25 protein-coding genes and 1 pseudogene are annotated in these 24,525 nt (G+C 72.1%); 10 read left to right on the forward strand and 16 right to left on the reverse strand.

Annotation, left to right across the window (positions count from 1 at the left end; all coding sequences use genetic code 11):
* Nucleotides 1–124 precede the first annotated feature (124 nt).
* Both rpsN and rpmB read right to left on the reverse strand, forming a co-directional pair.
* Complete coding sequence (gene rpsN / locus ACQEU8_RS05790) at nt 125–430, reverse strand: 30S ribosomal protein S14 (RefSeq protein WP_433097503.1); 306 nt, start codon at nt 428–430, stop codon at nt 125–127.
* Nucleotides 430–666: a 50S ribosomal protein L28 gene (gene rpmB / locus ACQEU8_RS05795; RefSeq protein ID WP_433097505.1), complete on the reverse strand. Its 237-nt coding sequence runs from the start codon at nt 664–666 to the stop codon at nt 430–432. Before rpmB ends, rpsN begins: the two co-directional genes overlap by 1 nt.
* Before the next feature lie 65 nt (nt 667–731).
* Between rpmB and rpmG the strand changes: the two genes are divergently transcribed.
* From rpmG to rpsR, 4 genes are read left to right on the forward strand one after another with little or no spacing between them, the layout of a single operon-like run.
* Nucleotides 732–896, forward strand: a complete 165-nt coding sequence (rpmG, locus tag ACQEU8_RS05800) for a 50S ribosomal protein L33 (RefSeq protein ID WP_099885384.1) — start codon at nt 732–734, stop codon at nt 894–896.
* A 31-nt stretch (nt 897–927) separates the two neighbouring features.
* Nucleotides 928–1,212: a type B 50S ribosomal protein L31 gene (locus ACQEU8_RS05805; RefSeq protein WP_433097508.1), complete on the forward strand. Its 285-nt coding sequence runs from the start codon at nt 928–930 to the stop codon at nt 1,210–1,212.
* 44 nt (nt 1,213–1,256) lie between these two features.
* Nucleotides 1,257–2,363 carry a CobW family GTP-binding protein gene (locus tag ACQEU8_RS05810; RefSeq protein ID WP_433102165.1) on the forward strand — a complete coding sequence of 369 codons (1,107 nt, stop codon included), beginning with the start codon at nt 1,257–1,259 and terminating at the stop codon, nt 2,361–2,363.
* Between the two features lie 25 nt (nt 2,364–2,388).
* Nucleotides 2,389–2,625, forward strand: a complete 237-nt coding sequence (rpsR, locus tag ACQEU8_RS05815; RefSeq protein WP_433097510.1) for a 30S ribosomal protein S18 — start codon at nt 2,389–2,391, stop codon at nt 2,623–2,625.
* Between the two features lie 66 nt (nt 2,626–2,691).
* Here rpsR and ACQEU8_RS05820 read toward each other — a convergent pair whose 3' ends face one another.
* A complete protein-coding gene (locus ACQEU8_RS05820) occupies nt 2,692–3,066 on the reverse strand; it encodes an IclR family transcriptional regulator domain-containing protein (protein WP_433097512.1) in 375 nt (124 codons plus the stop codon).
* Between the two features lie 157 nt (nt 3,067–3,223).
* On the opposite strand from ACQEU8_RS05820, the gene ACQEU8_RS05825 reads away from it, so the two are divergent.
* From ACQEU8_RS05825 to ACQEU8_RS05835, 3 genes are all read left to right on the forward strand, one after another.
* Nucleotides 3,224–4,075, forward strand: coding sequence for an alpha/beta fold hydrolase (locus ACQEU8_RS05825; RefSeq protein WP_433097514.1), 852 nt, complete (start codon nt 3,224–3,226; stop codon nt 4,073–4,075).
* Nucleotides 4,072–5,262 (forward strand): 4-hydroxybenzoate 3-monooxygenase, encoded by a 1,191-nt coding sequence (locus ACQEU8_RS05830; RefSeq protein WP_433097516.1) that lies wholly within the window; start codon nt 4,072–4,074, stop codon nt 5,260–5,262. The genes ACQEU8_RS05825 and ACQEU8_RS05830 overlap by 4 nt, the downstream gene beginning before the upstream one ends.
* Before the next feature lie 65 nt (nt 5,263–5,327).
* Nucleotides 5,328–5,720 carry a DUF2267 domain-containing protein gene (locus ACQEU8_RS05835; RefSeq protein ID WP_433097518.1) on the forward strand — a complete coding sequence of 131 codons (393 nt, stop codon included), beginning with the start codon at nt 5,328–5,330 and terminating at the stop codon, nt 5,718–5,720.
* 280 nt (nt 5,721–6,000) lie between these two features.
* Here the strand turns inward: ACQEU8_RS05835 and ACQEU8_RS05840 are convergent, their stop codons facing one another.
* The 10 genes and pseudogenes from ACQEU8_RS05840 to ACQEU8_RS05885 form a co-directional block, all read right to left on the reverse strand.
* Entirely contained in the window at nt 6,001–6,288 is a 288-nt protein-coding gene (locus ACQEU8_RS05840; RefSeq protein ID WP_433097520.1) for a hypothetical protein, read from the reverse strand.
* Nucleotides 6,289–6,313: 25 nt separating this feature from the next.
* Nucleotides 6,314–7,297 (reverse strand): L-histidine N(alpha)-methyltransferase, encoded by a 984-nt coding sequence (gene egtD / locus ACQEU8_RS05845; RefSeq protein WP_433097522.1) that lies wholly within the window; start codon nt 7,295–7,297, stop codon nt 6,314–6,316.
* Nucleotides 7,294–8,049, reverse strand: a complete 756-nt coding sequence (egtC, locus tag ACQEU8_RS05850; protein ID WP_433097524.1) for an ergothioneine biosynthesis protein EgtC — start codon at nt 8,047–8,049, stop codon at nt 7,294–7,296. The genes egtD and egtC overlap by 4 nt, the downstream gene beginning before the upstream one ends.
* A gap of 64 nt (nt 8,050–8,113) precedes the next feature.
* Entirely contained in the window at nt 8,114–9,448 is a 1,335-nt protein-coding gene (egtB, locus tag ACQEU8_RS05855) for an ergothioneine biosynthesis protein EgtB (RefSeq protein ID WP_433097525.1), read from the reverse strand.
* A complete protein-coding gene (egtA, locus tag ACQEU8_RS05860) occupies nt 9,442–10,998 on the reverse strand; it encodes an ergothioneine biosynthesis glutamate--cysteine ligase EgtA (protein ID WP_433097527.1) in 1,557 nt (518 codons plus the stop codon). Before egtA ends, egtB begins: the two co-directional genes overlap by 7 nt.
* Before the next feature lie 249 nt (nt 10,999–11,247).
* Complete coding sequence (locus ACQEU8_RS05865; protein WP_433102167.1) at nt 11,248–12,237, reverse strand: hydroxyacid dehydrogenase; 990 nt, start codon at nt 12,235–12,237, stop codon at nt 11,248–11,250.
* A 107-nt stretch (nt 12,238–12,344) separates the two neighbouring features.
* Entirely contained in the window at nt 12,345–13,217 is an 873-nt protein-coding gene (locus ACQEU8_RS05870; RefSeq protein ID WP_433097529.1) for a carbohydrate ABC transporter permease, read from the reverse strand.
* Entirely contained in the window at nt 13,214–14,062 is an 849-nt protein-coding gene (locus ACQEU8_RS05875) for a carbohydrate ABC transporter permease (protein WP_433102169.1), read from the reverse strand. Before ACQEU8_RS05875 ends, ACQEU8_RS05870 begins: the two co-directional genes overlap by 4 nt.
* A 290-nt stretch (nt 14,063–14,352) precedes the next feature.
* Nucleotides 14,353–15,682: pseudogene (locus tag ACQEU8_RS05880) on the reverse strand (ABC transporter substrate-binding protein).
* A gap of 137 nt (nt 15,683–15,819) precedes the next feature.
* Nucleotides 15,820–17,013: a substrate-binding domain-containing protein gene (locus tag ACQEU8_RS05885; RefSeq protein WP_433097531.1), complete on the reverse strand. Its 1,194-nt coding sequence runs from the start codon at nt 17,011–17,013 to the stop codon at nt 15,820–15,822.
* A gap of 137 nt (nt 17,014–17,150) precedes the next feature.
* Here ACQEU8_RS05885 and ACQEU8_RS05890 point away from each other — a divergent pair, with 137 nt between their 5' ends.
* On the forward strand, nt 17,151–18,923 hold the full coding sequence (locus ACQEU8_RS05890) for a glycoside hydrolase family 35 protein (RefSeq protein ID WP_433097533.1): 1,773 nt from the start codon (nt 17,151–17,153) through the stop codon (nt 18,921–18,923).
* Nucleotides 18,924–18,942: 19 nt separating this feature from the next.
* Here the strand turns inward: ACQEU8_RS05890 and ACQEU8_RS05895 are convergent, their stop codons facing one another.
* Both ACQEU8_RS05895 and ACQEU8_RS05900 read right to left on the reverse strand, forming a co-directional pair.
* Entirely contained in the window at nt 18,943–19,659 is a 717-nt protein-coding gene (locus tag ACQEU8_RS05895) for a heparin lyase I family protein (protein ID WP_433097535.1), read from the reverse strand.
* Nucleotides 19,660–19,734: 75 nt separating this feature from the next.
* Complete coding sequence (locus ACQEU8_RS05900; protein ID WP_433097537.1) at nt 19,735–22,218, reverse strand: polysaccharide lyase 8 family protein; 2,484 nt, start codon at nt 22,216–22,218, stop codon at nt 19,735–19,737.
* 166 nt (nt 22,219–22,384) lie between these two features.
* Between ACQEU8_RS05900 and ACQEU8_RS05905 the strand changes: the two genes are divergently transcribed.
* Nucleotides 22,385–22,924, forward strand: coding sequence for an AAA family ATPase (locus tag ACQEU8_RS05905; protein ID WP_433097539.1), 540 nt, complete (start codon nt 22,385–22,387; stop codon nt 22,922–22,924).
* Nucleotides 22,925–22,940: 16 nt separating this feature from the next.
* Here ACQEU8_RS05905 and ACQEU8_RS05910 read toward each other — a convergent pair whose 3' ends face one another.
* The gene (locus ACQEU8_RS05910) at nt 22,941–23,777 is read right to left on the reverse strand and encodes an endonuclease/exonuclease/phosphatase family protein (RefSeq protein WP_433102171.1); all 837 of its coding nucleotides are present in this window, start codon (nt 23,775–23,777) and stop codon (nt 22,941–22,943) included.
* Between the two features lie 189 nt (nt 23,778–23,966).
* Between ACQEU8_RS05910 and trxA the strand changes: the two genes are divergently transcribed.
* On the forward strand, nt 23,967–24,362 hold the full coding sequence (trxA, locus tag ACQEU8_RS05915; RefSeq protein WP_433097541.1) for a thioredoxin: 396 nt from the start codon (nt 23,967–23,969) through the stop codon (nt 24,360–24,362).
* The last annotated feature ends 163 nt before the right edge of the window (nt 24,363–24,525 follow it).

Consider the following 24,525-nt stretch of genomic DNA (forward strand, 5'->3'; position numbering starts at 1 on the left):
CGCCGTTTTTTCGTCCCTCTTCTTCGTTCCTCACCGCTCTCGTCCGTCCCACGAGAGCCTCGCTCTCCGCTCGGGTGACGGCGCAGCTCAGCGAGGTGTCATCAGCCTTCGCCCGGCGAGGTGGTCACCAGGAGGACTTGGTGACTCCCGGCAGATATCCGGCGTGCGCCTGTTCGCGGAAGCGGACGCGGGAGAGCCCGAAAGCGCGCAGATGGCCGCGGGGGCGGCCGTCCACACTGTCCCGGTTGCGCACCCGGGTGGCGCTGGCATCACGGGGCTGCCGCCGCAACTCCGCGAGTGCGGCGCGCCGTTCGGCGTCCGTCGCCGCGGGGCTGCGCAGGATTTCCTTGAGCTCGGCCCGGCGGGCCGCGTAGCGCTCCACCGTCGCCCGGCGCTGCTCGTTCTTCGCGATCTTGCTCTTCTTCGCCATCAGACCCGCCCTCCCCGGGCGCGGATCCGGGCCACGGCCCGCTCGACGCCGATCACGTCCACGGTCTTGATGCCCTTGGTGCTCAACGTCAGCCGTACGTAACGGCCTTCACTCGGCAGCCAGTAGCGCTTGCGCTGCACGTTGGGGTCGAAGCGGCGGGATGTGCGCCGGTGGGAGTGGGAGACGGTTTTCCCGAAGCGCGGTTGCGCTCCGGTGAGCTGGCAGTGAGCTGACACGGGTGTTACCTACCTCTCGCTGGACTCAGTTGGAAATGATTTCCATTAACAATATAGTGGCCGCCATGGCTCGCAACGAACTACGCCCCCTCGTCAAGCTCCGCTCCACCGCGGGCACCGGCTACACCTACGTGACCCGCAAGAACCGGCGGAACGACCCCGACCGGCTGACCCTGCGCAAGTACGACCCGCGCGCCCGCCGTCACGTCGACTTCCGCGAAGAGCGCTGACGCAGCCGACCGATCCGAGGAAGAGGCACCCATGAAGCCCGGAATCCACCCCGCGTACGGCCCCGTCGTCTTCCGCGACAAGAGCGCCGACTTCGCCTTTCTGACCCGCTCCACGCGCACCGGTGAGCAGACCATCGAGTGGGAGGACGGCAACACCTACCCCGTCATCGATGTGGAGATCTCCTCGCGGAGCCACCCCTTCTACACGGGCACCGCCCGCGTCGTGGACAGCGCCGGCCGTGTGGAGCGGTTCGAGCGCCGTTACGGCCGCTCCGGCCAGGGCGGAGGCGACGGACGCGACGGAGCGGCCCGGTGACCGGCGACGAGCGACCGCAGCTGCCCGTCGTGCTGGTCGCGGGAATGCACGCCGACGCGCGCCGCCGTGTTGTGGACCGGCTGCTGGCCGCCGTACCCGGCAGCGTGGCTCTCCACCACGACCTGGCGTCAGCGGCGGACGGCACCGTGGCGCGGACCGTGCGCGACACCTCGGGCACCGTCTCGTGCGGTGAGGCGCCGCTCGTCAACGACTGCGCCTGCTGCGCGCTGCGCGAGGACCTGATGCCGGAGCTGTTCCGGCTGGCCGGGACGGCGCGGCTCGCGGTGGTCGAGCTGTGGGACTCGGTCGAGCCCAAGGCGATGGCCGAGGTCGTGGCGGCGCACGGTGGGGACACCGTCGGGCTGACCAATGTGATCACCGCGGTCGATCCGGCGCTGGTGCTGCCCTGCCTCGGCAACGGGGACGATCTCGCTGACGCCGGGCTCGCCGCCGCAACCACCGACCAGCGCACGGTCGCGGACACCCTGGCCCGGCAGCTGGAGTACGCGCCCGTACTGGCACTCGTCGACGAGCACGAGGCCGACGACGAGGACCGGGCGCTGCTCGGCCAACTCCACCCCACGGCACGGCAGGTGTCGCTCGATTCGCCGGAGCTGGCCCGGCTCGCGTTCGCGGGCTTCGACATCGAGGCGGCCGCGGCCGCCCAGCACCCGTCCTGCGCGCTGCTGCCCCAGGAGGCGGACGAGGCGGGCGTCGCCACCCTCGTCTGGCGCGCTCACCGGCCCTTCCACCCGGGCCGGCTCTACCAGGCGCTGGAGGACCTGACCTGCGCGGCGGCGCGCAGCCGCGGCAGGTTCTGGCTCGCCGACCGGCCCGACACCCTGCTGGGCTGGGACGCGGCCGGGGGCGCCCTGAGCGTGGAGGCCGCGGGGCCGTGGCTCGCCTCGCTGCCGGACGCCGCGTGGGAGCTGGTGCCGCCGATGCGCAGGGCCGCCGCGGCGCTTGACTGGCATCCCCGGCACGGCGACCGCTGCCAGCACCTGGTCTTCATCTCGCCGCGACTGGACCGCGAGGGGCTCACCAGGCTGCTGGAGAACTGCCTGCTCACCGACGCGGAGTACGCCGCTGGGCGCGAGGGCTGGAAGCACTTCCCCGCCGCCTTCGACGCCCTCCTCGATCCCGTCTCCTGACCCGCACGACACCGAAGGAACTCTCATGCCCCGCCGCAACTCCGACCGCAAGCAGCAGCGTCCCCGTCCCAACCCGCTGGACGCGGCCGGTATCACCTACATCGACTACAAGGACACCGAGCTGCTGCGGAAGTTCATCTCCGACCGCGGCAAGATCCGCAGCCGCCGCGTCACCCGCGTCACCGTCCAGCAGCAGCGACAGCTCGCGATCGCCATCAAGAACGCCCGCGAGATGGCGCTCCTCCCCTACGCGAGCCGCTGAGCGCCACTGGCGACCGCCCGCCGACCGCCCTGCTGCCCGGCTTGCCGCCCGTCACCGGCTGCCGGGTCAGGGGGCTGCCGTCGGGAGGTGTTCCGTGGCGGCGGCCAGGTCGGTTTCGATACGGCGGGCCGCTGTCAGTAGTTCGGGCAGAACGTTGGTACGGAGGTCGTCGAGGCTGCGCTGGGCTGCGTGGGCGGCGACGTTGAGGGCGGCGACGACCTGTCCGTCGCGGCCGTGCAGTGGTACGGCGACGGACCGCAGGCCGTCCTCCAACTCCTGGTCGACAAGGGCGTATCCGTCGCGGCGTACGGCGTCCAGCGCGGCGGCCAGCGCCGGGAGGTCCGTGAGAGTGCGGGCGGTCAGCGGGGCGGGCGCGGAGTGCGCCAGCCGGTCGGCCGGGGCTCGGGATCGAATGCGGCGAGCCGGGCGCACCGGGCGCATCCGGTGCACCCGGCGAATCCGCCGCACCCGCCGGACCCGGCGCGCCCACCGAGCCCGGCGCGCCCGGCGCACCCACCGAATCCACCGAGCTCGGCGCAGCGGGCGCGCCCACCGAATCCAACGCACCATCGGCCGTGCAGCGCCCCGAGGAGGCACCATGACCCTGCTCCACCACCGGCTCGACGGCCCGGCCGACGGGAGGCCGCTGATTCTCGGGCCCTCCCTCGGCACCTCGTTCGCCGTCTGGGAGCCCCAACTGGCCGCGTCGGTACGACATCACCGGGTGTTGCGGTACGACCTGCCGGGGCATGGCGGCTCCCCCACCAGTGTCCTCGCCGACCCCGCGCCGGGCCGCACCACCGTGGAGGAGCTGGCCGGGCAGGTGCTCGCGCTCGCGGACCACCACGGCTGGCCGAGCTTCCGCTACGCGGGTATCTCCCTCGGCGGCGCCATCGGCACCTACCTCGCCGTGCACCGTCCCGAGCGCGTCGACTCGCTGGCGCTGGTGTGCTCCTCGGCCCGGTTCGGGGAGCCGGAAGGCTGGCGGGAGCGGGCCGCGCTGGTGCGCGGCGAAGGCACCCGGGCGCTGCTCGACCAGACGCCAGGACGCTGGTTCGCCGACCCGGCCACCACCGCAGCCAGCGGAACGGGCAGCCGGCTGCTCGCCGACCTCGCGGCGGTCGACTCCGCCGGTTACGCCGCCTGCTGCGACGCGCTGAGCACCCTCGATCTGCGGGCCGAACTGCACCGGGTCACCGCGCCCACGCTGGTCGTCGCCGGTCTCCAGGACCCGGCAACACCGCCGCCGCACGCCCATGAACTGGCCGAAGGCATTCCCGGCGCCTCCCTCGTCGAGCTGTCGGGGGCCGCACATCTGGCGGGCGTGGAGCGCAGCGACGCGGTCACCGCCGCACTGCTGGCCCACTGGGGCCGCGCCGACGGCGGCACCCACGGCGGCATCCACGGCGGCATCCACGGCGGCACCGACGAAGGAGAGATCCGCGTATGACGCCTCCCCGCCACACACAGGTGGCCGTCGTGGGCGCGGGCCCCGCGGGGCTGCTACTCGCCCGGCTGCTCCACCTGAGCGGCATCGACTGCGTCGTCCTGGAGAGCCGGGACCGTACGTACGTCGAGCAGCGGCAGCGGGCCGGGATCCTGGAGCAGAGCACCGTGGACACGCTGCGCCGGGCGGGCGCGGCGTCGCGGCTCGACCGCGAGGGGCTGCCGCACGACGGCATCGAGCTCCGGTTCGCCGGCCGCCGCCACCGCATCGACTTCCCCGCCCTCACGGGCGGCCGACGGGTATGGGTCCACGCACAGACGGAAGTCGTCAAGGACCTCATAGCCCTCCAGCTGAAGGAGGGCGGTCCGCTGCTGTTCGAGGCGCCGGTGCGGTCCGTGACCGGCGCGGACACCGACCGCTGCACCGTCCACTACACCCATGAGGGGCGGGAGAGGACGCTCACCTGCGACTATGTCGTCGGCTGCGACGGGTACCACGGCGTGGTGCGGCACGCCGTCCCGGAGCACGCACGCAGCGTGCACGAGCGCGGCTATCCGTACTCGTGGCTGGGCATCCTCGCGCAGGCGCCGCCCTGCTACGACGAGTTGATCTACGCCCACTCCGAGCGGGGCTTCGCGCTGGCCAGCATGCGCTCGCCCGCCGTCAGCCGGCTGTACCTCCAGGTGCCGAACGGAACCGACCCGGCCACCTGGCCCGACGAGCGGATCTGGGACGAGCTGGAAGCCCGCCTCGGCGCCGACGGGGACTGGCGGCTCAACCGCGGGCCCATCACCCAGAAGTCGGTCCTTCCGATGCGCAGCTCGGTGACCGAACCCCTGCGGTACGGCCGGGTCCTGCTCGCCGGGGACGCGGCGCACATCGTCCCGCCGACCGGCGCCAAGGGGCTCAATCTCGCCGCCTCCGACGTGACGGTGCTGGCGCGCGCCTTCGCCCAGCTGCACGAGACGGGGTCGACCGAGCTGCTCGACGGCTACTCGGACACCTGTCTGCGGCGGGTGTGGCGGGCCGAGCACTTCTCGTACTTCATGACCACGACCCTGCACACCGCCCCAGGCCAGTCCTCCTTCGACACCCGCCTCCAGCTCTCGCAGCTCGACCGGATCGCCACCTCCCGCCATGCGGCGGCGGAGCTCGCCGAGAACTACACCGGCCTGCCGACCGGGCCATAGATGCCGCGGGACGGGGTACCGCGTGGCGGAGAGAGCACTGGTCCAGCGGAACGAAGGAGCTGACCATGAGGTACGACGAGTTCCTGGCCCAGGTGCGCGAGCGCGGTGAGTACCAGAACCGGGCGGAGGCCGAAGAGGTCACCCGGGCGGTACTGAGTGTGCTCGCCTCCCGGATCACCCCTGTCAAGACACAGGAGCTGGCGGCCCAGCTACCTGGTCCGCTGGGGCCGATCGTGGCCGAGGCCGGGGAGGAGCCGCCGGAGACGTACGGCGTCGAGCAGTTCTGCGCCCACGTCGCCGAGCTCACCAACGCCCGGCCCCGTACCGCCGAGTGGGACGCCAGCGCCGTCCTGTCCACCCTCGCCGACGCCGTCTCCGGCGGCGAACTCAACCAACTGCTCAGCCAGCTGCCCAGCGGATACGCCGCGCTGTTCGGAAAGGTCGAGCTCAGCCGTTGACCGCTCGCCGAACGTGAGGGCTGCGGCCGTCGCGGATGCCGCCGGACCCTCGCCGTCGTGGCTGCGCGCCGTTCCGGCGGGAATGGATTCGGGGGCTACGCCCCCGAACCCCCTTGGCTGCGCTGGGGGAGCTCGGGAAGCCCGCCCCAGGGCTGCGCTTGGGCAGACGCAACCAACAACTGCGCTTGGGCAGTCTGCTCCCCCAGCCTCCGGCCGGGAGGTGCCCCCAGGGCGCAGGGTGGGCAAGCGCAGCACCCACCACCGGGCGGCACCCGGCCGACTACCGGCGGGCGGCGAGCGCGGCGAGGGCCTGATCGAGTTCGGCGCGGACCCGCGCAGCTGCGGCGGGGTGAGTCTCGACGGCGACCGTCACGCGCACCCCGCGGGGCCGCGCGTCGGTGACGTACAGCTGGCCCGCGCAGTCACCGCCGGCCGACCCCCACACAGCGGTGCGGCTGCCGTCGTCCACCTCGACCGGCAAATCCCGCTGCAACAGCTGCCCGGCGACATACGCGAACACCGCATCCGCGGTCCCCGCGTCAACGGTGGTGGTCTGCTCGTACCGCACCCTCCCAGCATGTGCACCGCGGCCCTCACGGCGCGACCGGAGCGGGTACGGCGAGGCTGAGCGCGAAGCGGTGGCCGGGGTCGGTCCACCAACGGTGCAGCCGTAGCCCGGCGGCGGCGAGCTCGGCGCGGACGCCCTGTCGCCGGAACTTCGCCGAGACCTCGGTGCGCAGCTCTTCCCCGGGCTGGAAGTCGACGCTCAGATCGACGGCGGGCAGCTTGACGCCGAGCGCCCTGCGGGCCCGCAGCCGCATCTCGATCCACTCGTTCTCGCTGTCCCAGACGGCGACGTGGGAGAAGTCGTCCGGATCGAAGTCGGCGCCCAGTTCGCGGTTCAGCACGTGCAGCACGTTCTTGTTGAAGGCGGCGGTGACGCCCTCCGGATCGTCGTAGGCGGCGACCAGGGTGGCGGGATCCTTGACCAGGTCCGTACCCAGCAGAAGGGCGTCCTCGGGTCCGAGGCGGGCGCGCACGGAGGCCAGGAACCGGGCACGCTCGGCGGGCAGCAGATTGCCCACGGTGCCGCCGAGGAAGGCGATGATCTTCGGTTCCGGGCATTGCGGCAGCGGCAGCCGGTGCTGGAAGTCGGCGACAAGGGCGTGCACGGTGACCCCGGGGTGGTCGGCGAGCAGGGCGTGCCCGGCGTCGGCCAGCGCGGACTCGCTGACGTCGACGGGCACATAGGTCAGCGGGGTACCGAGTGCGTCCAGCAGCAGCCGGGTCTTGTACGAGGATCCGGAGCCCAGTTCGACCAGGGTGCGCGCGCCGGTGAGTTGGGCTATCCCGGGTGCCGAGTCCTGGAGTATCCACGCTTCGGCGCGGGTCGGATAGTAGTCGGGGAGCGCGGTGATCTGTTCGAACAGTTCGCTGCCGCGTGCGTCGTAGAACCACTTGGGCGGCAGCGTCTTGGGGAAGCGGGTCAGTCCCTGGGTGACGTCGGTGGCCAGTGCGGCAGCGGTGGCGTTCGCGGGCAGGGTGCGGGTGAGGGTGAACCGGGAGTTCGGGGTCACGCGTGAGACTCCTTCAGGGCGGTCAGTTCGATGCCGCCCGGGTCGCCGGTGAGCAGATGTGCGTCGGGGACCGGCCGCCAGCCGGGGTCCGTGTCGTGCGGTTCGGAGGCGACGGTGAGGGATCTGCCGGGCTCCAGCAGATACCAGAGCGTGTCGCCGTAGGCGGTTGCGGCCAGTGTGCGGCCATCGGTCAGCAGGAAGTTGAGCCGGGATCCGGGTGCGGAGACGGCCAGTTGCGCGGCGGCCTCGGCCAGCGCGGGGCCGGGCCCGTTGCCCGCCCGCAGCAGGTGCAGTACCAGCGCCCAGGCCAACGCGGAGTCGCAGCGCGCCTCCAGGCCCAGCAGCTCCTGCGGGGGCAGCGCGGCCGCGATCCGGGCGACCGAGCCGGGCCAGCCGGTCAGCGCGCCGTTGTGGCTGAAGAGCCACGGTCCCTCGGTGTAGGGAGCGGCGGCCGACTCGCCCGCAGCGCAGCCGGTCGTCGCGTCCCGTACGGCGGCCAGCAGCGCGGAGGAGCGCACGACCCGGCACAGATCGGGGAAGAAGGCGTCCGCCCAGATCGGCCCGGCGCGGCGGTAGCGGGCCGGCACCGGGTCGCCGTCCGCGTACCAGCCGACGCCGAACCCGTCGGCGTTGACGGTGCCGTGCTCCTGCCGGCGCGGCGCCCACGACTGGCGGTGCAGTGAGTACGGCGGGGCCAGCAGCAGGTCCCCCAGCGGGCGGGCGGGGCCCAGATGGGCCAGGTGCCGGCACATCAGCGGCCGCCCGTGGCTCGGTTCCGGCTGCCGCCCCGCGCCCGGTCCGCGACACTCGGGGCGCTCACGCGAGTTCCTCCGGCAGCGGGGTGCGGGCGGTGCGGAAGCCCGCGAAGATCTGCCGGCGCACCGGGTAGTCCCAGTTGCGGAACGTCGCACGGGCGACCACCGGGTCCGTGCCGAAGCAGCCGCCCCGCAGCACTTTGTAGGTGGGGCCGAAGAAGACTTCCGAGTACTCCCGGTAGGGGAAGGCGGTGAAGCCGGGGTAGGGCGCGAAGTCGCTGGAGGTCCATTCCCACACCTCACCCATCAGCTGCCGTACGCCCAGTGGGGAGGCGCCCGCGGGGTAACCGCCAACGGGTGCGGGGCCCAGGTGCCGCTGGCCCAGATTGGCGCGGTCGGGCGCGGGGTCCGCCTCGCCCCAGGGGAAGCGGCGGCTGCGGCCGGTAGCCGGGTCGAAGCGGGCCGCCTTCTCCCATTCGGCCTCGGTGGGCAGCCGCCGTCCGGCCCACCGGGCGTAGGCGTCGGCCTCGTACCAGCTCACGTGCAGCACCGGTTCGGCTTCCGGCACGGGTTCGCGTACCCCGAAGCGGCGGCGCCACCAGCGGTCCTGCTCCCGCCTCCAGAACAGCGGCGCCCGCAGCCCGTTGCGCCGCACATGGTCCCAGCCCGCTGGGGTCCACCAGCGCGGGTCCGCGTAGCCGCCGTCCTCGATGAAGCGCAGGTAGGCGCCATTGCTGACCGGCAGGGTGTCGATGCAGAAGGCGGGCAGCTCGCGGAGGTGCGCCGGACGCTCGTTGTCCAGCGCCCACGGGTCGTCGTCGGTCCCCATGGTGAACGGGCCCGCGGGGACGAGTGCTTCGCCGGGCAGTTGCTCCGGCCCGGCGGGCGCCGCGGGCGGCGGCGGTGCGCTCAGTGCCGCCGGGCCGCGGCGCAGCTGGTGGGTGATGAGCATGGTTTCGGCGTGCTGCTGCTCATGCTGGGCGATCATGCCGAACGCGAACCCGTCCGCCACCAGCGGGCGCCCGGACAGTTCCGCGTGCTCCAGGACCCGGAAGGCGTGCCCGCGGACCTGGGCCAGGTAGGCGCGGGCCTCGTCGGGCGGCAGCAGCGGCAGCGAGGGGCGCTCGGCGCGGGGATGTTCGAAGGCGTCGTAGAGCGAGTCGATCTCGGGCCGCAGCGGTGCCTGGCCGCCCACGGCCCGCAGCAGCCACTGCTCCTCCTGGTTGCCGATGTGCGCCATGTCCCACACCAGCGGAGACATCAACGGGGAGTGCTGTGCTGTCAGTTCGGCGTCCTCGACACAGTCGGAGAGCGCCAGTGTGCGGGTACGGGCACGGCTGAGGGCATCGAACGCGTGGGCGCGCAGCGCGGCGCGCCCCTCAGCGGCGGTCACCATGGTTCTCCCTGCTGTCCGGGGGTGGTCTCGGGCTGTCCGGGGGCTGAGGCAGTCGCTTCGGGGTCGGTCTGCGCAGGTGGGGCCGGTCCGGAGGCGGTACCGCTCCCGTCGAGCCGGTCATCGGCGGGGCCGTCGAGCCGGTCGTCCGCGGGGCAGCGGCCCGGCACCACATAGCGGCCGGTGAACTCCTCGACGGCGGCGCGCACCTGCCGTCCAGCACCCAGCCGGGGCAGTGCCCGCCGGGCGAGGTCGAAACAGTCGCGGGCCGCGGCGTGCAGTTCGGGGTCGGTGAGCCCGTCCCTGGCTGCGCGTTCCCAGAGGGCGTTACGGGGAGCAGGCCCGCCGGCGGCGAGATCGGCCAGCGGCTTGACGACGCGGTAGGCGCTCTCGCTCGCCTGTGCGTCGTCGAACAGTGCCGTGGTCACCGCCAGGGGCACGATCCAGCCGTCCGGTCCCGGCTGCGCGTCGATCATCCGCAGCTCCAGGTGTCCCCGGGGGCGTACGGGCGGGAAGAGGGTCGTCAGGTGGTACACGAGATCGTCCAGCCGGGGCGGCCGGAGCCGCTGTCGGCCGGGTCCGGCGCGGGTGCTCCGCCGGATCCACTGGCGGAACGTCATCCCGTCGCCGGGCACCGTCCACGGCCCCTGAGCGGTGCGTACGCAGAGCAGCGGCGCGTCCAGCGCGTACCGCGCCCACGCCTCCCGTGGGTCGCGGCCGCTCTCGGGCGGCGCGAGGTTGCGGTAGCCGTCGAGCGCGGCCCACACCCCCTGCCGGGCCGAACGCCAACCTGACCAGGGCCCCTCGGTGGCCGGTGAGTTGGCGAACGCCGCCGTGAGGACGGCGCCCAGCAGATGCGCGAGCAGCCAGCGGCGCCCCACACCGAGCGGTCCCGGCTCGGTGGTGCCCGCGTCGAGGCAGATCTGTACGGACGCTGAGGAGCACATCATCGCCCGGCCGGCCGGGCCGGTGCGGTCGAAGTACGTCTCCATGGCGCGATAGCGCCGGTCCTCCAGCAGCCGCAGCGGCGGGCGGGAGTCGAGGCCGTGGCCGACGAGAGCGATGCCGTGCCGGCGAAGATGTGCGCGGGCGGCGGCGAGATCCGCGGAGACCGCCTGGACACAGGCGGCGAGCGAGGCAGCGGGCTGGGAGCTGAACTCCAGTTGCCCGCCCGGCTCGAGGGTGATGGCGGAGGTGAGGGGTACGCCGCTCAGCGCGGTGGCGGCGGCGCGGAGGGCGCTCGCCCCGACCCGCGCGCCGGGCCCGGCCTGGTGCGGGAGTTCGTGGGGCGGCGCCTGGTGAGGCGGCGTCTGGTGGGGCGGCGCCGGACGGGGGCCCGGCTGTGGGCCTCCGGCTGCGGCGGGCGGGGGAGGCTGTGGTGCGGGGCGCCCGCGCGGGCCGCCGGTGGCGGACTGCAGCGGGCGGACCAGCCATTCGAGTTCGACGCCGACGCGGCGCGGTGGGCCCGTCTTGAAACAGATCCCGTGTACGTAGGCGAGTGCGGCCGCCTCACTCAACGGTTCGACCGCGTGGTCCTGTCTCCTGCCGGTCATCGTCCGCCACCCCTCGCCGAGCTGTCGGTTTCCCGGGCGCGCTCTCGAACGGAAGGCGAACTGCCCGGCTCCACCCAAGCCGCTCCCCATTACCGCCTCCGGAAACACCTCCCCGGCTGCCCCACCGCACAAAACCGGCCGGAGCACAATCGCCTGCGGCACAATCGCTCATCACGGGCCGGGCGAGCATTCCCTGGACGCCCACGACACGCAGGGCCACCCGGCGCCCGCCGCCGAGCCGCTGATCGGTCACGCCGAGTAGGCGAGGGTGCGGGGGTCGACGCGGTGGAGGAAGGGCTCGCCGCGGGTGTAGCGGTCCAGCTCGTCCAGGGCCGAGGTGGCCAGGCGGCCCAGTTCGCGGCCGAGTGAGCCGGCGAGATGCGGGGTGAGCAGCACGTTGGGCAGGTCGTACAGCGGGGAGTCGGCGGGCAGGACCAGCGGGTCGGTGTGGTCGAGGACCGCGTGCAGCCGGCCCGCGACCAGCTCCTTGGTGAGCGCCTCGGTGTCGACGAGTGAGCCACGCGCTGTGTTGACGAGGGTGGCGCCGTCCCGCAGGAGGGACAGCCGCGCGGCGTCGAACATCCGGTGGGTGCTGGGCAGTTCCGGGGCGTGCAGGGTGACGATGTCGCTGCGCCGAGCCAGTTCGTCCAAGGCGACGGCTTCGGCGCCCAGCACCCGCGCCTCCCGGGCACCGACGTAGGGGTCGTGGAGCAGGACGTCGAGGTCGAAGCCGCGCAGCAGTTCCAGCACCCGGCGGCCGACGAGCGAGGCGCCCACCACACCGACGGTCCTGCGGTAGTTGCCCGCGTCCGGGAAGCGGGCGAGCAGATCCACCTGCGCGCGCCGGATGCGGTAGGCGTGCGCGCCCGCCAGGACACGTTTGCCGGAGAAGAGGATGGCCGCGAGGGTGAACTCGGCGACCGGGAGGGCGTTCGCGGCAGCCGCGGTGGAGACGGCCAGCCCGCGCTCCCACGCCTGCGCGGTGAGGTGGTGTTTGACGCTGCCGGCGGCGTGGATCACCGCCCGCAGCCGCGGCATCCGGGCCAGCGCCCGCCCGGTCAACGGCGGGCAGCCCCACCCGGTGAGCAGCACCTCGACACGTGACAGGGTGCCGCTGACGGCCGGGTCGCGGGTGGCGAAGTCGGTGACGAGCAGGGTGGTGTCGATACGCGCGAGAGACGCCAGGCGCTCCAGTGCGGCGGCGGTGTCCCATACGGCTTCCCGGGTGTCGGCGCTCATGGCCAGTACGGCGTACGGCCGACGACGCCCGCCGCCGAGCGGATCGGGATCGGTCACGGGTGGGTCCTCGGTCACCGGCGGCTCGGTCACGGGCGGGTCGGGCTCGGTCACTTCACAGCTCCCGCGGTCAGTCCGGAGCGCCAGAAGCGCTGGAGGAAGAGGAAGGCGGCCACCAGGGGCAGTACGGCGACGAGGGAGCCGACGATCACCAGCGGGTAGAGCTGGGGCTGCTGCTGCACGCTGCTGTTCCAGGTGAACAACCCCAGGCTGACGGGGAACAGCTTCTCGTCGTTGAGCATCATCAGCGCGCCGTAGAAGTTGTTCCAGGTGGCCGTGAGGGTGAACAGGAAGATCGTCACAAAGCCCGGGGCGAGCATCGGCAGCGCGACCCTGGCGAAGGTGCGCAGCTCACCGGCGCCGTCGACGCGGGCCGCCTCCAGGGTCTCGTCGGGCACATATCCCTCGGAGAAGACGCGGGCGAGGTAGACACCGAAGGGGTTGACCAGGCTGGGCAGCAGAACGGCCCAGTAGGTGTTCACCAGGCCCGCCGCCGACGCCAGCAGATACAGCGGCAGTTGGAGCACCGTCGAGGGCACGAGAACGCCGACGAGGACGACCCCGAAGCCGAACCGTTTGCCACGGAAGGCGTACTTGTCGAACGCGTACCCCGCGGCGACGCTCACCAGACTGGAGAGCACGGAGGCGACCACGGTGTAGAGCACCGTGTTGCCCAGCCAGCGCAGATAGATACCGTCGCCGTAGCTGAAGAGCTCCCCGAGGTTGGCGAACAGCTGGAAGTCGGCGAGTGCGAAGGCGCCGGTGGAGAACAGATCGCCGCGGTCCTTGGTCGCCGCGACGAGCAGCCAGCTGAGCGGCATCAGGGCGTAGAGGGCGGACACCGCGAGCAGCGCGTTGACGACCAGCCGCGAGGTGACCGGCGTACGAGTGGCGCGAGCCCGGTCCGTACGGAGGCTGGTCATGCCGCCCTCCAGCGGTTGCCGAGCGTGGTGACGACAAAGGACAGGCCACCGGCCAGCAACGCCAGCAGGAGCGAGGCGGCAGCGGCCAGGCCGTAGTCGTGTGCGTCGAAGGCGGTGCTGAGGATGTACATCGTCGGCGACCAGTCGGACCCCATGCCGCCGGAGCGGGACTGGACGACCTTGGGCGCGTCGAAGAGCTGGACCGCGCCGACACAGGTGAACAGCAGGGTGACGATGACGGTCGGGCGGATCATCGGGACCTTGACCGACCAGGCGGTACGGACGGCGCCTGCCCCGTCCACGGTCGCGGCCTCCAGGGTCTCCCGCGGCACGGCCTGGAGCCCCGCGTAGAAAATGATCACGTTGTAGCCCATCCACTGCCAGGCGGAGATGTTGACCACGGAGTAGAGGGCGTGGTCGGCGGCGAGGAAGTCCCAGTGCCCGCCGAGGGCCGAGAGCGCGCCGGTGACCGGGCTGAGCCCGGGGGTGTAGAGGTAGAGCCAGACAAGCGCGGCGATCAGCGCCGGTACGGCATGCGGCAGGAACAGCGCGATCTGGAAGAACCGCCGGGCACGTGCCATCGCCGAGTCCAGCAGCAGCGCGAGGAGCAGCGCGCCGCCGATCATGACGGGGATGTAGAGCAGGCAGTACGCGAGCATATGCGTCAGCGAAGTCTGAAACGCCGGATCGCCGAGCGCCCTGGTGTAGTTGCCGAGCCCGGCGAACACGCGGGTCGTACCGCCGAATCCGAGCCCGGAGGACTCCTCGCGGTACAGGCTCATCCATGCCGCGTATCCGACGGGCAACACGGTGACGGCAGCGAAGAGCACGAAGAACGGCGCCAGCAGGATTACGAGCGTGCCGCGCCGCCCCCGCTGCGGGGCGCGCACGCCGCTCCGGCCACGCTGCGGGGTGCGCGTGCCGCTCGGAATCCGGGCGCCGGAGCGGCCGGAGTGGGTGCCGGTGCCAACTGCCGGGCCGGCGCTGGTGCCGGTCTCGGTGTCAGCTGCTGGCCCGGTGTCGGCTGCCGGGCCGGTGCCTGGTCCTGCGCCGGTGGCTGGTCCCGAGCCGGTTGCTGACCCCGTCCCGCGGGCCGGGGGTCTGGGCATGGTCGCTGCCACGTGGGGTCTCCCGGTCACTTGGCGAGCTCGAGCCCGCGGTCGCGGATGGCCTTGGTGGCGCTGCGCTGCCCCTTTGTGAGCGACGCGGTCTTGTCGGCCGCTGCCTCCAGCATCGCGGTGGTCGCCTGCTGGTGGACCGGACCCCAGGTCCAGCCGGGCACGATGGTGCCGGCTGCCTTTCCGGCGAGACCGTAGACGTCCTGCCCCTTGAAGTAGCCGCCGTCGTACGCGGCAGCCGCCGCTTTCCGCATCGCGGGGACGGCGGGCAGCGCGCTGCTGGGCGCGGACTCGGCGCTGAGCCGGGCCTTCATCGCGGCCTGGTCGGTGGTCACCCACTTGATGAACTCCGCGGCGGCCTCGGTCTTCTCGCTGCCCTTGGGTACGACGTAGGAGGTGCCGCCGTACATTCCGGTGGCGGGTTCACCGTCCCAGGTGGGCAGCGGGGCGATACCCCACTTGCCCTTCAGGTCCGGGTAGCTGGTCTGCAAGGCGCCCGCGGTCCAGGCGGCGCCGAGCACGGTGGCCAGCTTGCCGCTCGCCCGCTCCTTGGTCTCGCCCTCGCTCCACAGCGGCGTCTTCGAGACCAGCTTGTCCCGGATCAGGTCGTCCCAGTACGCGGCGACCTTGCTGGGACTTCGGGTCGGTCATCCGCACAGTCCACGCCTGGCCACGGGTGCCGTACCAGCGCGCACCCGCCTGCCAGGCGAGGCCCGCGAGGAGGGACGGGTCGCCGCCACCGAAGTTGGTGATCCGGACGGACGGGTCGGCCTTGCGCAGCTTCTCGGCGGCTGCCCGGTACTCCTTCCAGGTCCTGGGCACCTCGATGTCGCGCTTGGCGAAGAGGTCCTTACGGTAGAAGAGCTGAAGGGGCGTCACATCGAACGGCACTGCCCAGGTCTTGCCGCCGAGAGTGACCAGGCTGCCCAGTGCCTTGGGGAAGCGTTCCTCGACCAGCGCGCCGGACGCGTCGGAGAGGTCTTCCAGGTTGCCCTGGCTGGCGAAGTCCGCGACGACGGCGTAGTCCATGGTGGCCACGTCGGGCGCATTGCCGCCCTTGACGGCGTTGGACAGCTTGGTGACGCCGTCGGGGCCCGCGGGGACCTTGGAGAACTTCACCTTGATGTCGTCATGCGTCTTGTTGAACGCCTTGACCGTTTCCTTCGCCCCGCTGGTCCAGGACCAATAGGTGAGGGTGACCTGCTTGCCGTCGCCGGACGCGTCCGTGCCGCCCTGCCCGCAGGCTGTGGCGAGCAGCGCGGTGGCGAGGGCGGCGGCCGACAGGGCAGCGGTTCGGGTGAGCCGGAAGGTGCGGGGCGAACGGGGCGTGCGAGAGGGGACCTTCATCGCGCTGACTCCTACGGGGACCTCTGCGGTTGAGGTGAACGGCCGCCATCCTTCGCGCACACCTCGATCACCGTCAAGACCGAACGCACAATTCAATCGAAACAATCAGCTTGTTTGATCGTCTTGTTCGGGTACGGCTACGCCTTCTTCTCCGCTCCCGCCGTGCGGCCTCCGCAGGAAGCGCGTACGTGCAACTCCGGTACGAGCGCGAGGTGTTGGCAGGGCCCGGCTGCCGGTTCCGCACCGCTGCTGCCGCTGCTGTCGGCGCTGCCGCCCGGCAGCCGGTCGAGCAGCCGTCGTACCGCCGCTGCGCCCACCGCCCGGCGCGGCGGTGCCACCGCGGTGAGCGGCACGTTGGCGAGGGCTGCCATGTCGTCCTCGTAAGCGACCAGGGCCAGGTCCTCGGGCACCCGCAGCCCGCGGTCGGTCAGTCGTTGCAGCACGCCCAGCGCGTCCTGATCGTTGTGCACGAGTGCGGCTCGCACGCCCCGCCGCTCGATCGCCTCGCACAGTTCACCGACGGCCGTGTCGATGCCGGCCGGGTCGGCGGGCGGGTCCATGAGGATCGGTTGCGGGGGCTCCGCCCGGGCGAGCGCCCGGAACCCGGCGTCCCAACCGGCCATCACCTGCGGCGTGTTGGGCGTCTCCCGGACCAGCAGCGCGATCTCCTCGTGGCCGAGCGCGGCGAGGTGGTGCACGGCACGTGCCGCACCCGCCACGTGGTCGGAGCGCACCACGTCCAGCGCGGCGGCCAGCGGACTGCCCGGCAGGACGCGCCGGTCCACCACCACGGTCGGCAGCGGCAGCCCGAGCAGCGCACGTTCCTGCTCGGGCTCCGGCACCCCGTGCTCCCAGACGGGGACCAGCAACAGGCCGTCGACGCCGCTGTCGAGCATCCGGGCGACCTGCGCCTCGTCCTCGGTACGCCGGTAGTTGGAGATGCCCACCACCACGCGGCCGCCCCGGGCGGCCAGTTCCTCCTGTGCGCCGCGCACCAGCTCGGCGAAGTAGTGCTCGGTGCTGGGGACCACCATGCCGACGACGGCGGGGGGCGATTCCGCACCGGCGGCAGCGGCAGCCCCGGCGGCGACGGCGGTCCCGGCGGCAGTGGCGGCGGGCGGCGCGGTGGCGGCAGCGGCCCCCTCCTCCGGCCAGACCACGGCCCCGTGCAGCCGCCGCAGCAGGCCCTGCCCCGCCAGCGCCTCCACGTCGCGGCGCACGGTCACCGCGGACACCCCGAGCTCCTCGGCGAGCTCGGCGACCCGCAGGCTGCCGCGCCGCCGGACGATCTCCAGCACCCGCTGGTGGCGCTGATCCACGTGCACTCGCAAAGCCGGTCCTCCTGGGCTTCTCGATCTGGGCTGATCGGTTCCGTTGGCTGCACAGCAGGTGATCGCCGCACAGCAGGTAGGGTACGCTCTCGCTCGAATTGATCGCTATCGATCAAACGATCGGAAAGGGGTCGGCCGTGCCGGACCACGCGCGCTCGCTCACCGTAGACGCCACCGGATTCGTGCGCGACGGCCGCCCGCACCAGATCATCTCGGCAGCCGTGCACTACTTCCGGGTCCTGCCCCAGCAGTGGGCCGACCGACTGGAGCGGCTGCGGGCGCTGGGAGTCAACACGATCGAGACGTACGTCGCATGGAACGTCCACGAGCCGGAGCCGGGCAGCTACGACTTCTCCGGGGGCCAGGACGTGGCGGCCTTCGTACGGATGGCGGGCAACCTCGGCCTGGACGTGATCGTCCGGCCGGGGCCCTACATCTGCGCGGAGTGGGAATTCGGAGGGCTGCCCGGCTGGCTGCTGGCCGCCCCCGGCATCCGGCTGCGCTGTCGTGACGAGCCCTATCTGGCCGCCGTGGACCGCTGGTTCGACGCGCTGATACCGCAACTGCTGCCCCTCCAGTGCTCCCGCGGCGGGCCCCTGGTGGCCGTGCAGGTCGAGAACGAGTACGGCAGTTACGGGAACGACCGCGGCTACCTCGAACATCTGCGGGCCGGACTGCTGCGCCGCGGACTGGACTGTCTGCTGTTCACCGCCGACGGCCCCACCGACGCCATGCTCCAAGGCGGCGCCCTGCCCCCGCTGCTCGCCACCGCGACCTTCGGCTCCCGTCCGGAGGACTCGCTGGCCACGCTGCGCCGCTACCAGCCGCACGGCCCGCTGATGTGCACGGAGTTCTGGCACGGCTGGTTCGACCACTGGGGCGAGCCGCACCACACGCGCGACGCGGCGGAAGCAGCGGATGTGCTGCACCGCATGCTGGCCGCCGGAGCTTCGGTCAACATCTACATGGGCCACGGCGGCACCAACTTCGGCTGGTACAACGGGGCGAACCACGACGGCACCGCCTACCAGCCCACCGTCACCAGCTACGACTACGACGCACCGATCGGCGAAGCCGGCGAACTGACCGCGAAATTCCACCTCTTCCGGGACGTCATCGCCCGGCACACCGGCCGCACGCCGCCGCCCCCTCCCCCGGCCTCCCGGCGCCTGGCTCCCCGTACGGCCGCCCCGGACGGTGTCGCGCCGCTCGCCGACCATCTCGACGTACTGTCCACTCCGGTCCGCAGGGTCGCGACCGAACCGATGGAACGACTCGGCCAGTCGCTCGGACTGATCCACTACCGGACCGGAGTGAGCGGCCCGCGCCCCGAAGCGACCGTGCACATCGACGGCCTCGGCGACCGCGCCCAGCTCTTCCTGGACGGCCAGGAGATCGGTGTGCTCCACCGCAACGCCCCGCAGGCGGGGCTGCCCGTCCAGGTGCCCGCGGGCGGGGCCACGCTGGACGTGCTGGTCGAGAACCAGGGCCGGATCAACTACGGCCCGCCGCTGGCCGATCCGAAGGGCATCAGCGGCGGTGTACGGCTCGACAACCAGTATCTGTTCGACTGGGAGATCCGCCCCCTTCCCCTGACGGACCTGAGCCCCCTCACCTTCGTCGCCGCACCGGCCGCCGCCCGGGGACCGGCCTTCCACCGCGTCCCCGTACGCCTCAACGAGCCGTCGGCCGACTGTTTCGTCGCCCTCCCCGGCTGGACGAAGGGTGTCGTCTGGCTCAACGGCCGCTGCCTGGGCCGCTATTGGGACATGGGCCCGCAGCGCACCCTGTACGCCCCGGCGCCACTGTGGGCGACAGGACGCAACGAACTCGTCGTCCTGGAACTTCACACCCCGGGGACCCACGTGGAGCTGCGCGGCAGCTCCGACCTGGGGGACGAGAGCGGGTGACAGTTGTGCGTCCCGGCGGTCACGCCGCGTCGGCGTGGCTGGTACCGATCCTGAGGCCGTCGATCCAGTTGATGGCGCGCTTGTTCTCGACCTCGGCGCCGTAGCTGCCCCACCGTGTGTCGTTGCCCAGGTCGTCCCAGGTGCGGCCGGAGAAGCGGGCCACCTTGGTGCCGTTGTAGTACATCTCCACCCAGCCGCTGCCTGCGGAGGAGGAGGTGTGGATGCCCAGCACGATCCGCTTCCAGGTGTCCTTCCGCACCGGCGTGCTCCACTTGAGGGTCCACTTCTCGCCGGCCTCGATATGGAACAGCTTCAGCCGGCCGCCCTCGACCTTGATGATCACGGGGTAGTTCTGCTGGTGCTGGTCACCGGTGCCGCAGGACTTCCATTGGAAGATCGTGGCCGCGTCGTCGGTGTTGGTCCTGGTGTCCCAGCCCAGGTAGTACGTGCTGTTGTTGCGGAAGGTCAGCCCGGCGGCACCGTGCGCCTCGCACCGCTTGACGCCCAGCGGCTTGTTGAACTTGAAGACCTCGCCCCGGCCGTCGTGGTTGTCCTGTGCGGTGACGCTTCCCGGAGCTTCGCACAGCAGGGAGTCGAAGACTCCCGTGCCGCCCGAGGCGTCACCGTCCCACAGGACCTCGGCCTGTGCCGCAGGCGCGGCCAGCAGACAGAGCGCGACCGCGAGGGGCACCGGGGCCGTACGGCGGAGCAGTCGGACTGTGCGGCGTATGCGCATGGGGGGAGTCCTTTCTCTGTTGTGGGGGAAGCGCGCGCCTCTGTTGTGTGGGGAGCGCGGCCGTGCCGGTCCGGCCTAGCGGAGCCGCACTTTGACCGTCTGGGTGGTGCCGCCTGTGCGCTGGAGCCCGGCGAAGCGGAGGCCGAGCGAGGATCCGGTCTCGACGGCGGTCACCGTGGATGGTTTGGAGAGAACCGAGGCGACGGGATGCTCCCAGCGGATCCGGAGTTCCTCGCGGGAGCGGGAGGGGTCGGCCACGCAGAGCACCGCCGTGCCGTCCCGCTTCTCGCGTACGAGGACCGAGCAGGGGCCGTCAGCGGTGAGGGTGCCGGCCTCCCCCGCCGTCCAGAAGTTCACGGCGGTGACACCGATCCGGGGCAGCCGGATGCCCTGCCGGTCCGCGTCGTTGGCCAGGATCGTCAGCCTGCCGCGTGCGGAGGCGGCGTATGCGGCGGTCCGGGCCCGGCTCGCCGCGGGCAGCAGGACGTACGCGTACTCCTCGCCCTCCGGGTCGGTCCCGTGGTGCATGGACAGCGTCTGGTAGCGGCGGCTGAACTCCTTGTCCGAGCCGCCCGCGTTGATGTCGCTCCAGCGGCCCGTACGTGTCTCGCGTCGGGTGTGCAGCTGTGCGCCTGCCGGGAAGTAGTAGCCGCCGTGCCCGGCGAGGTGGGCCCAGCGGGCTGTACGCGTACGGGCGGCGGAACGGTCGTCCTGTGGGTGCCCGTCGACGACGAGAAGGGGGTCGCCGTCCGCGCCCAGGTTTCGGTTGTCGACGACTGTCTCGACGGCCGTCCCGTCGGCGCAGCTGATACCGGCTCCCAGGCAGACGATCTCCTCGTCGGCGAAGAACCAGGACTTGCGCGTCTTGAGCGTGCTGAACGGCCCGCGCAGGTCCTGGCCGACTGCCGCGTAGCTGCCGTCGGTTGCGCCGCCCACCCAGTCGGCGTCCGGCACCGGCTGGCCCCAGTTGCCTCCGTGGCCGTCCGTGAGCCGTTTCATGGAGACTGTCGTGCCCGGCAGCCGGTAGGGGTCGACGGTCGGCCAGAAAGCGTCGGAGTACTGGCCGTCGTGGCCGTCGGCCCACCAGGAGAGCATTCCCGAACCGGTGTGCCAGCCGCGGGCGTTCTCGCCGTTGCCGTACTCGTAGTGGGCGATGCGGCGGGAGGCCATGCCGAGGGCGGCCGTCCAGCCGGCGCGTCGGTGCACAGCCCGGTCCATGGCGGCGAACAGCCGGTGCCCATGGGGTTCGGGCAGCGGGCGTACCGCGTCGTCGTCCTCGATCTCCCGCAGCCGGGCGAGCCGTGGCACGTCCAGCGCGCTGTCGGTCAGCGCGGGCCGGTAGCGGTCGCGGTGCAGCCAGCCCTTGACCATGCCGCGCCAGCGCGACCGCTCCGCCGCGCTCGCTCCCTGTGCCATGAGGGCGATCGAGGCGATGATGCTGTGGCCGCGTACATGGTCGTCCTGCGGTGCCGCGCCGGGCTTCGCGTTCTTGGGCAGGCCGCGGCTGATGGCACGCCCGGACACGCAGTCCATGACGAGCCCGTTGTGCAGAAAGGGCGCCCAGGCGTGTTCGACGGAGTCGAGGACGATCTGCCGGCCCGGGTCGGTGATCTGCCAGGTCGAGTCGGCCAGCAACGTGAACAGCAGGCCCAGACCGCCCAGGAACACCGCACCGTAGGAGCCGGTGTAGGCGACGTTGCGGTGCTGCACGAAGGAGCCGTCCCGGTAGAGACCGTCGCCGCCGGTCACATACGGGAAGACCGGCGAGAGCGCGTCCCGGGCCAGCGCCACCTTGGCCGAGGACCTGCCGACCAGCCCGCGCAGCGCCAGAACCCGGCACAGGTCGACGCGGTTGGCGCCGGTGCTGGTGCCCTCGTAGCGTGCCACCGCCGAGTCGGGCACGAAGTGGTCGACAGCGGCGACGAGGCGCGCGACCCGGTCGGCGCCCAGCTGGTCGAAGAGCAGTACGCAGCTGTCCAGCAGCGCCTGCGGTGCGCCGATCTGCCAGTTGTACCAGTTGCCGTAGCGCTGCTGCCGCTCGTTGTAGACCCGCTCGACGAGATGGTCCATGCCGGTGAGCACGTCCGCGCGCAGTCCGGTGTCTCCTGTCAGACCGGTGCCGGGCTGCACGTACGCGGTGGCCATGGTCAGCAGTCGGGTGGCGGAGACCTGGATCTTGTCGGAGAAGCCGTACGACTCGGAGTCGGTGTCCGGTTCGGGGTCGGCCCATACCGCGTCGGGCCACAGCGACCCGGCGGCCGGTCTCATTTCGGCGCGCCATTCCGCCGCCTGTCTGCCGAGGTCGGCCAGGCGGCTCTTGAAGGGTTCGGCAGTCGGGCGGAATCCGCTGCCCAGGACGAGTTCACGCCAGCGTGCGCGCAGCCGCGCGAACTCGTCCTCGGCACCGGCACCTTGCTCGCCGAGCTGCGCGGCGGCCGGTGCGGGGGACAGAGCGGTACCGGCCGCGGCGGTACCGGTCAGAGTGAATGCGAGGGAGGCGCCACCGCCCGCGCGCAGCAGTGCCCGGCGATCGAATCGCGGGGAGGAAGACTTGAACATGAGCGTTGTGTACGCTCCCCCGAAAGAACGCTCAAGAGTTGCATCAAAAACGATCGAATTGATCGCTTCATTGGCGGAGTTGCTTGCCGGTGAGCGCTTCCGCCTACGGGTGCGCGGTCGGTACCCCGTTTGGCCGCGTGGCCCCGGGGCCACTCCGAGAGGCGAGATGGCGAGGCAGACACCGCCCGAGCAGACCGGTCCGGAGTTGGCTGTACTGGTCGGGCTCCAGGCTGCCGGGAAATCCACCTTCTACCGGCAGCACCTCGCCGGTCACACCCTGGTGAGCAAGGATCGGTTCCCCCGTTCCGCCCGGCGCAAGCAGCAGCGTCAGCTGCGGCTGATCGACGAAGCGCTGTCCGCCGGGCAGGCCGTCGCCGTCGACAACACCAACCCCTCACCGCGCGAGTGGACCCCTCTGGTGCTCCTCGGCCGCTCCCATGGCGCGCGGGTGACGGCGTACTGGTTTCCGCCGGACCTCGCGGCGTCGCTGCGCCGCAACGCCGCCCGCGAAGGCCGTGCCCGCGTACCGGACGTCGGCGTACACGCCACTCATGAGCGACTGCTCAGGCCGACCCCTGCGGACGGGTTCGACACGGTGGTCGAGGTGCGGTTCGACGGCCGCGGCGGCTTCGACCTACGAGAGGTGCAGGCAGACGCCCCTGAGTCGCCACATCTCCGGAACGGTGAACCGGACGCCGGACAGTGAGGGCGCGCGATTCGGTTCACTGCTGCACCGCCCACCTGCCCGGCGGATGGTCCGGCAGTGTCAGATCGGCGACCAGACCATAGTGATCGCTCGCCTGCACCCCGTTCACCGGCTCCACCAGGACCCGCTCACAGGAGGAGACCCGGAGGCTGGCCCCGTGCGCGCTACAGCGCACCAGGATGTGGTCGATACGGCGGTCCACCGCAGTCGGCATGTCGCCGTCCCGTACGAGGCGGTTGCCGGGGCTGAAGGTGGGTCCGGGCTCGCCGGGGTGCACGGCGGACCAGGCGTCCTGGAAGCACACGCTGCTGCCGTCCAGCGACTGCAACCCCCGAAGGAACCGGAGGCTCGCGGCGTCCGGTGTGGCGTCGAGGTCGCCGAGCAGAACGGTGTGGCGTACGGGACGTCCGGCGGCCTGATCGGCGAGCCGGACGGCGGCGAGTGCCTGGAGCTCCCGTTCGCGTTCGTAGTCGTAGGGCCAGCTCGGCTTGTGATGGACGAGCAGCAGTGTGCCGAGCGGCTCGGGCAGCGGCAGCTGGGCGGCGACTGCTCCGCACCAGTCGGTACGCACCGTGCGGGCGGTGACCTGGAGCGGATCCGTCACCACCGGCCCGAACGGCGCGCGGGCCGCCAGGACAGCCCCCACACCGTCGGCGGACCACCGCGGGTGCGGGGCGGTGTACCAGCCGTCCTCGGTGAGGGCTGCCACGTCCTGGCGGGTCACCTCCTGAAGCGCGAGCACATCGGGGCGCAGGCGCCGCAGCTCCCGCGCCAGGACCGCCCGCCGGGCGGTGCCGTCGGCGTACTGGGGCGCCAGTACGTTCATGGTCATCACCCGCGTACGGCGGACCATGTCGCTCACTCCTTCAGCGTGGCAGCGGAAAGGTGTCCCTGCCGGGTGCGTACCCGGCCGTGCCGACAGTGCCGCGGGTGTGTTGCCATGGCTGTGCCGGGAACGGTCCCCGGGAATGTGGATCCCGGAAATGATGTTCACCGGCCCCAGGGCGCGGCCCGTCCTGATGCCCCCATTGCAGGAGACAGCATGAGCACGATCGAGCTGACCAAGGAAAACTTCGAGGAGACGGTCTCGGAAAACGACTTCGTCCTGATCGACTTCTGGGCCTCCTGGTGCGGCCCCTGCCGCAGCTTCGCGCCGGTGTACGAGGCCGCTGCCGAGCGGCACTCGGATCTGACCTTCGCCAAGGTCGACACGGAGGCCCAGCAGGAGCTCGCCGCCGCCTTCGAGGTGCAGTCCATCCCGACCCTCGCGATCATCCGGGACCGCACCCTGGTGTTCTCGCAGCCCGGCGCGCTGCCCGAGGCCGCGCTGGAGGACCTGATCGGCCAGGCCCGTCAGCTGGACATGGCCGAGGTACGACGCGCTGCGGAAGCACAGGCGGCCCAGCCCGACGGCGGCCCGGACACCCCCAGCGCCTGACGCGCCCACGCGCTGGTGGCCCCACCGCCCCTCGGCGGTACCGGCAGTACCCATTGCGGGTGCGCACGGCACCGCCGGGGCGGGTGGTGGCTCATGCCGGACAGCCTCGCCGCGAGCGTGACGACGGCATGCCATCCGCCGGCCCCCCTGACACCGTCGTACG

The sequence above is a fragment of the Streptomyces sp. CA-250714 genome (assembly GCF_050936705.1).
Classification (GTDB): domain Bacteria; phylum Actinomycetota; class Actinomycetes; order Streptomycetales; family Streptomycetaceae; genus Streptomyces.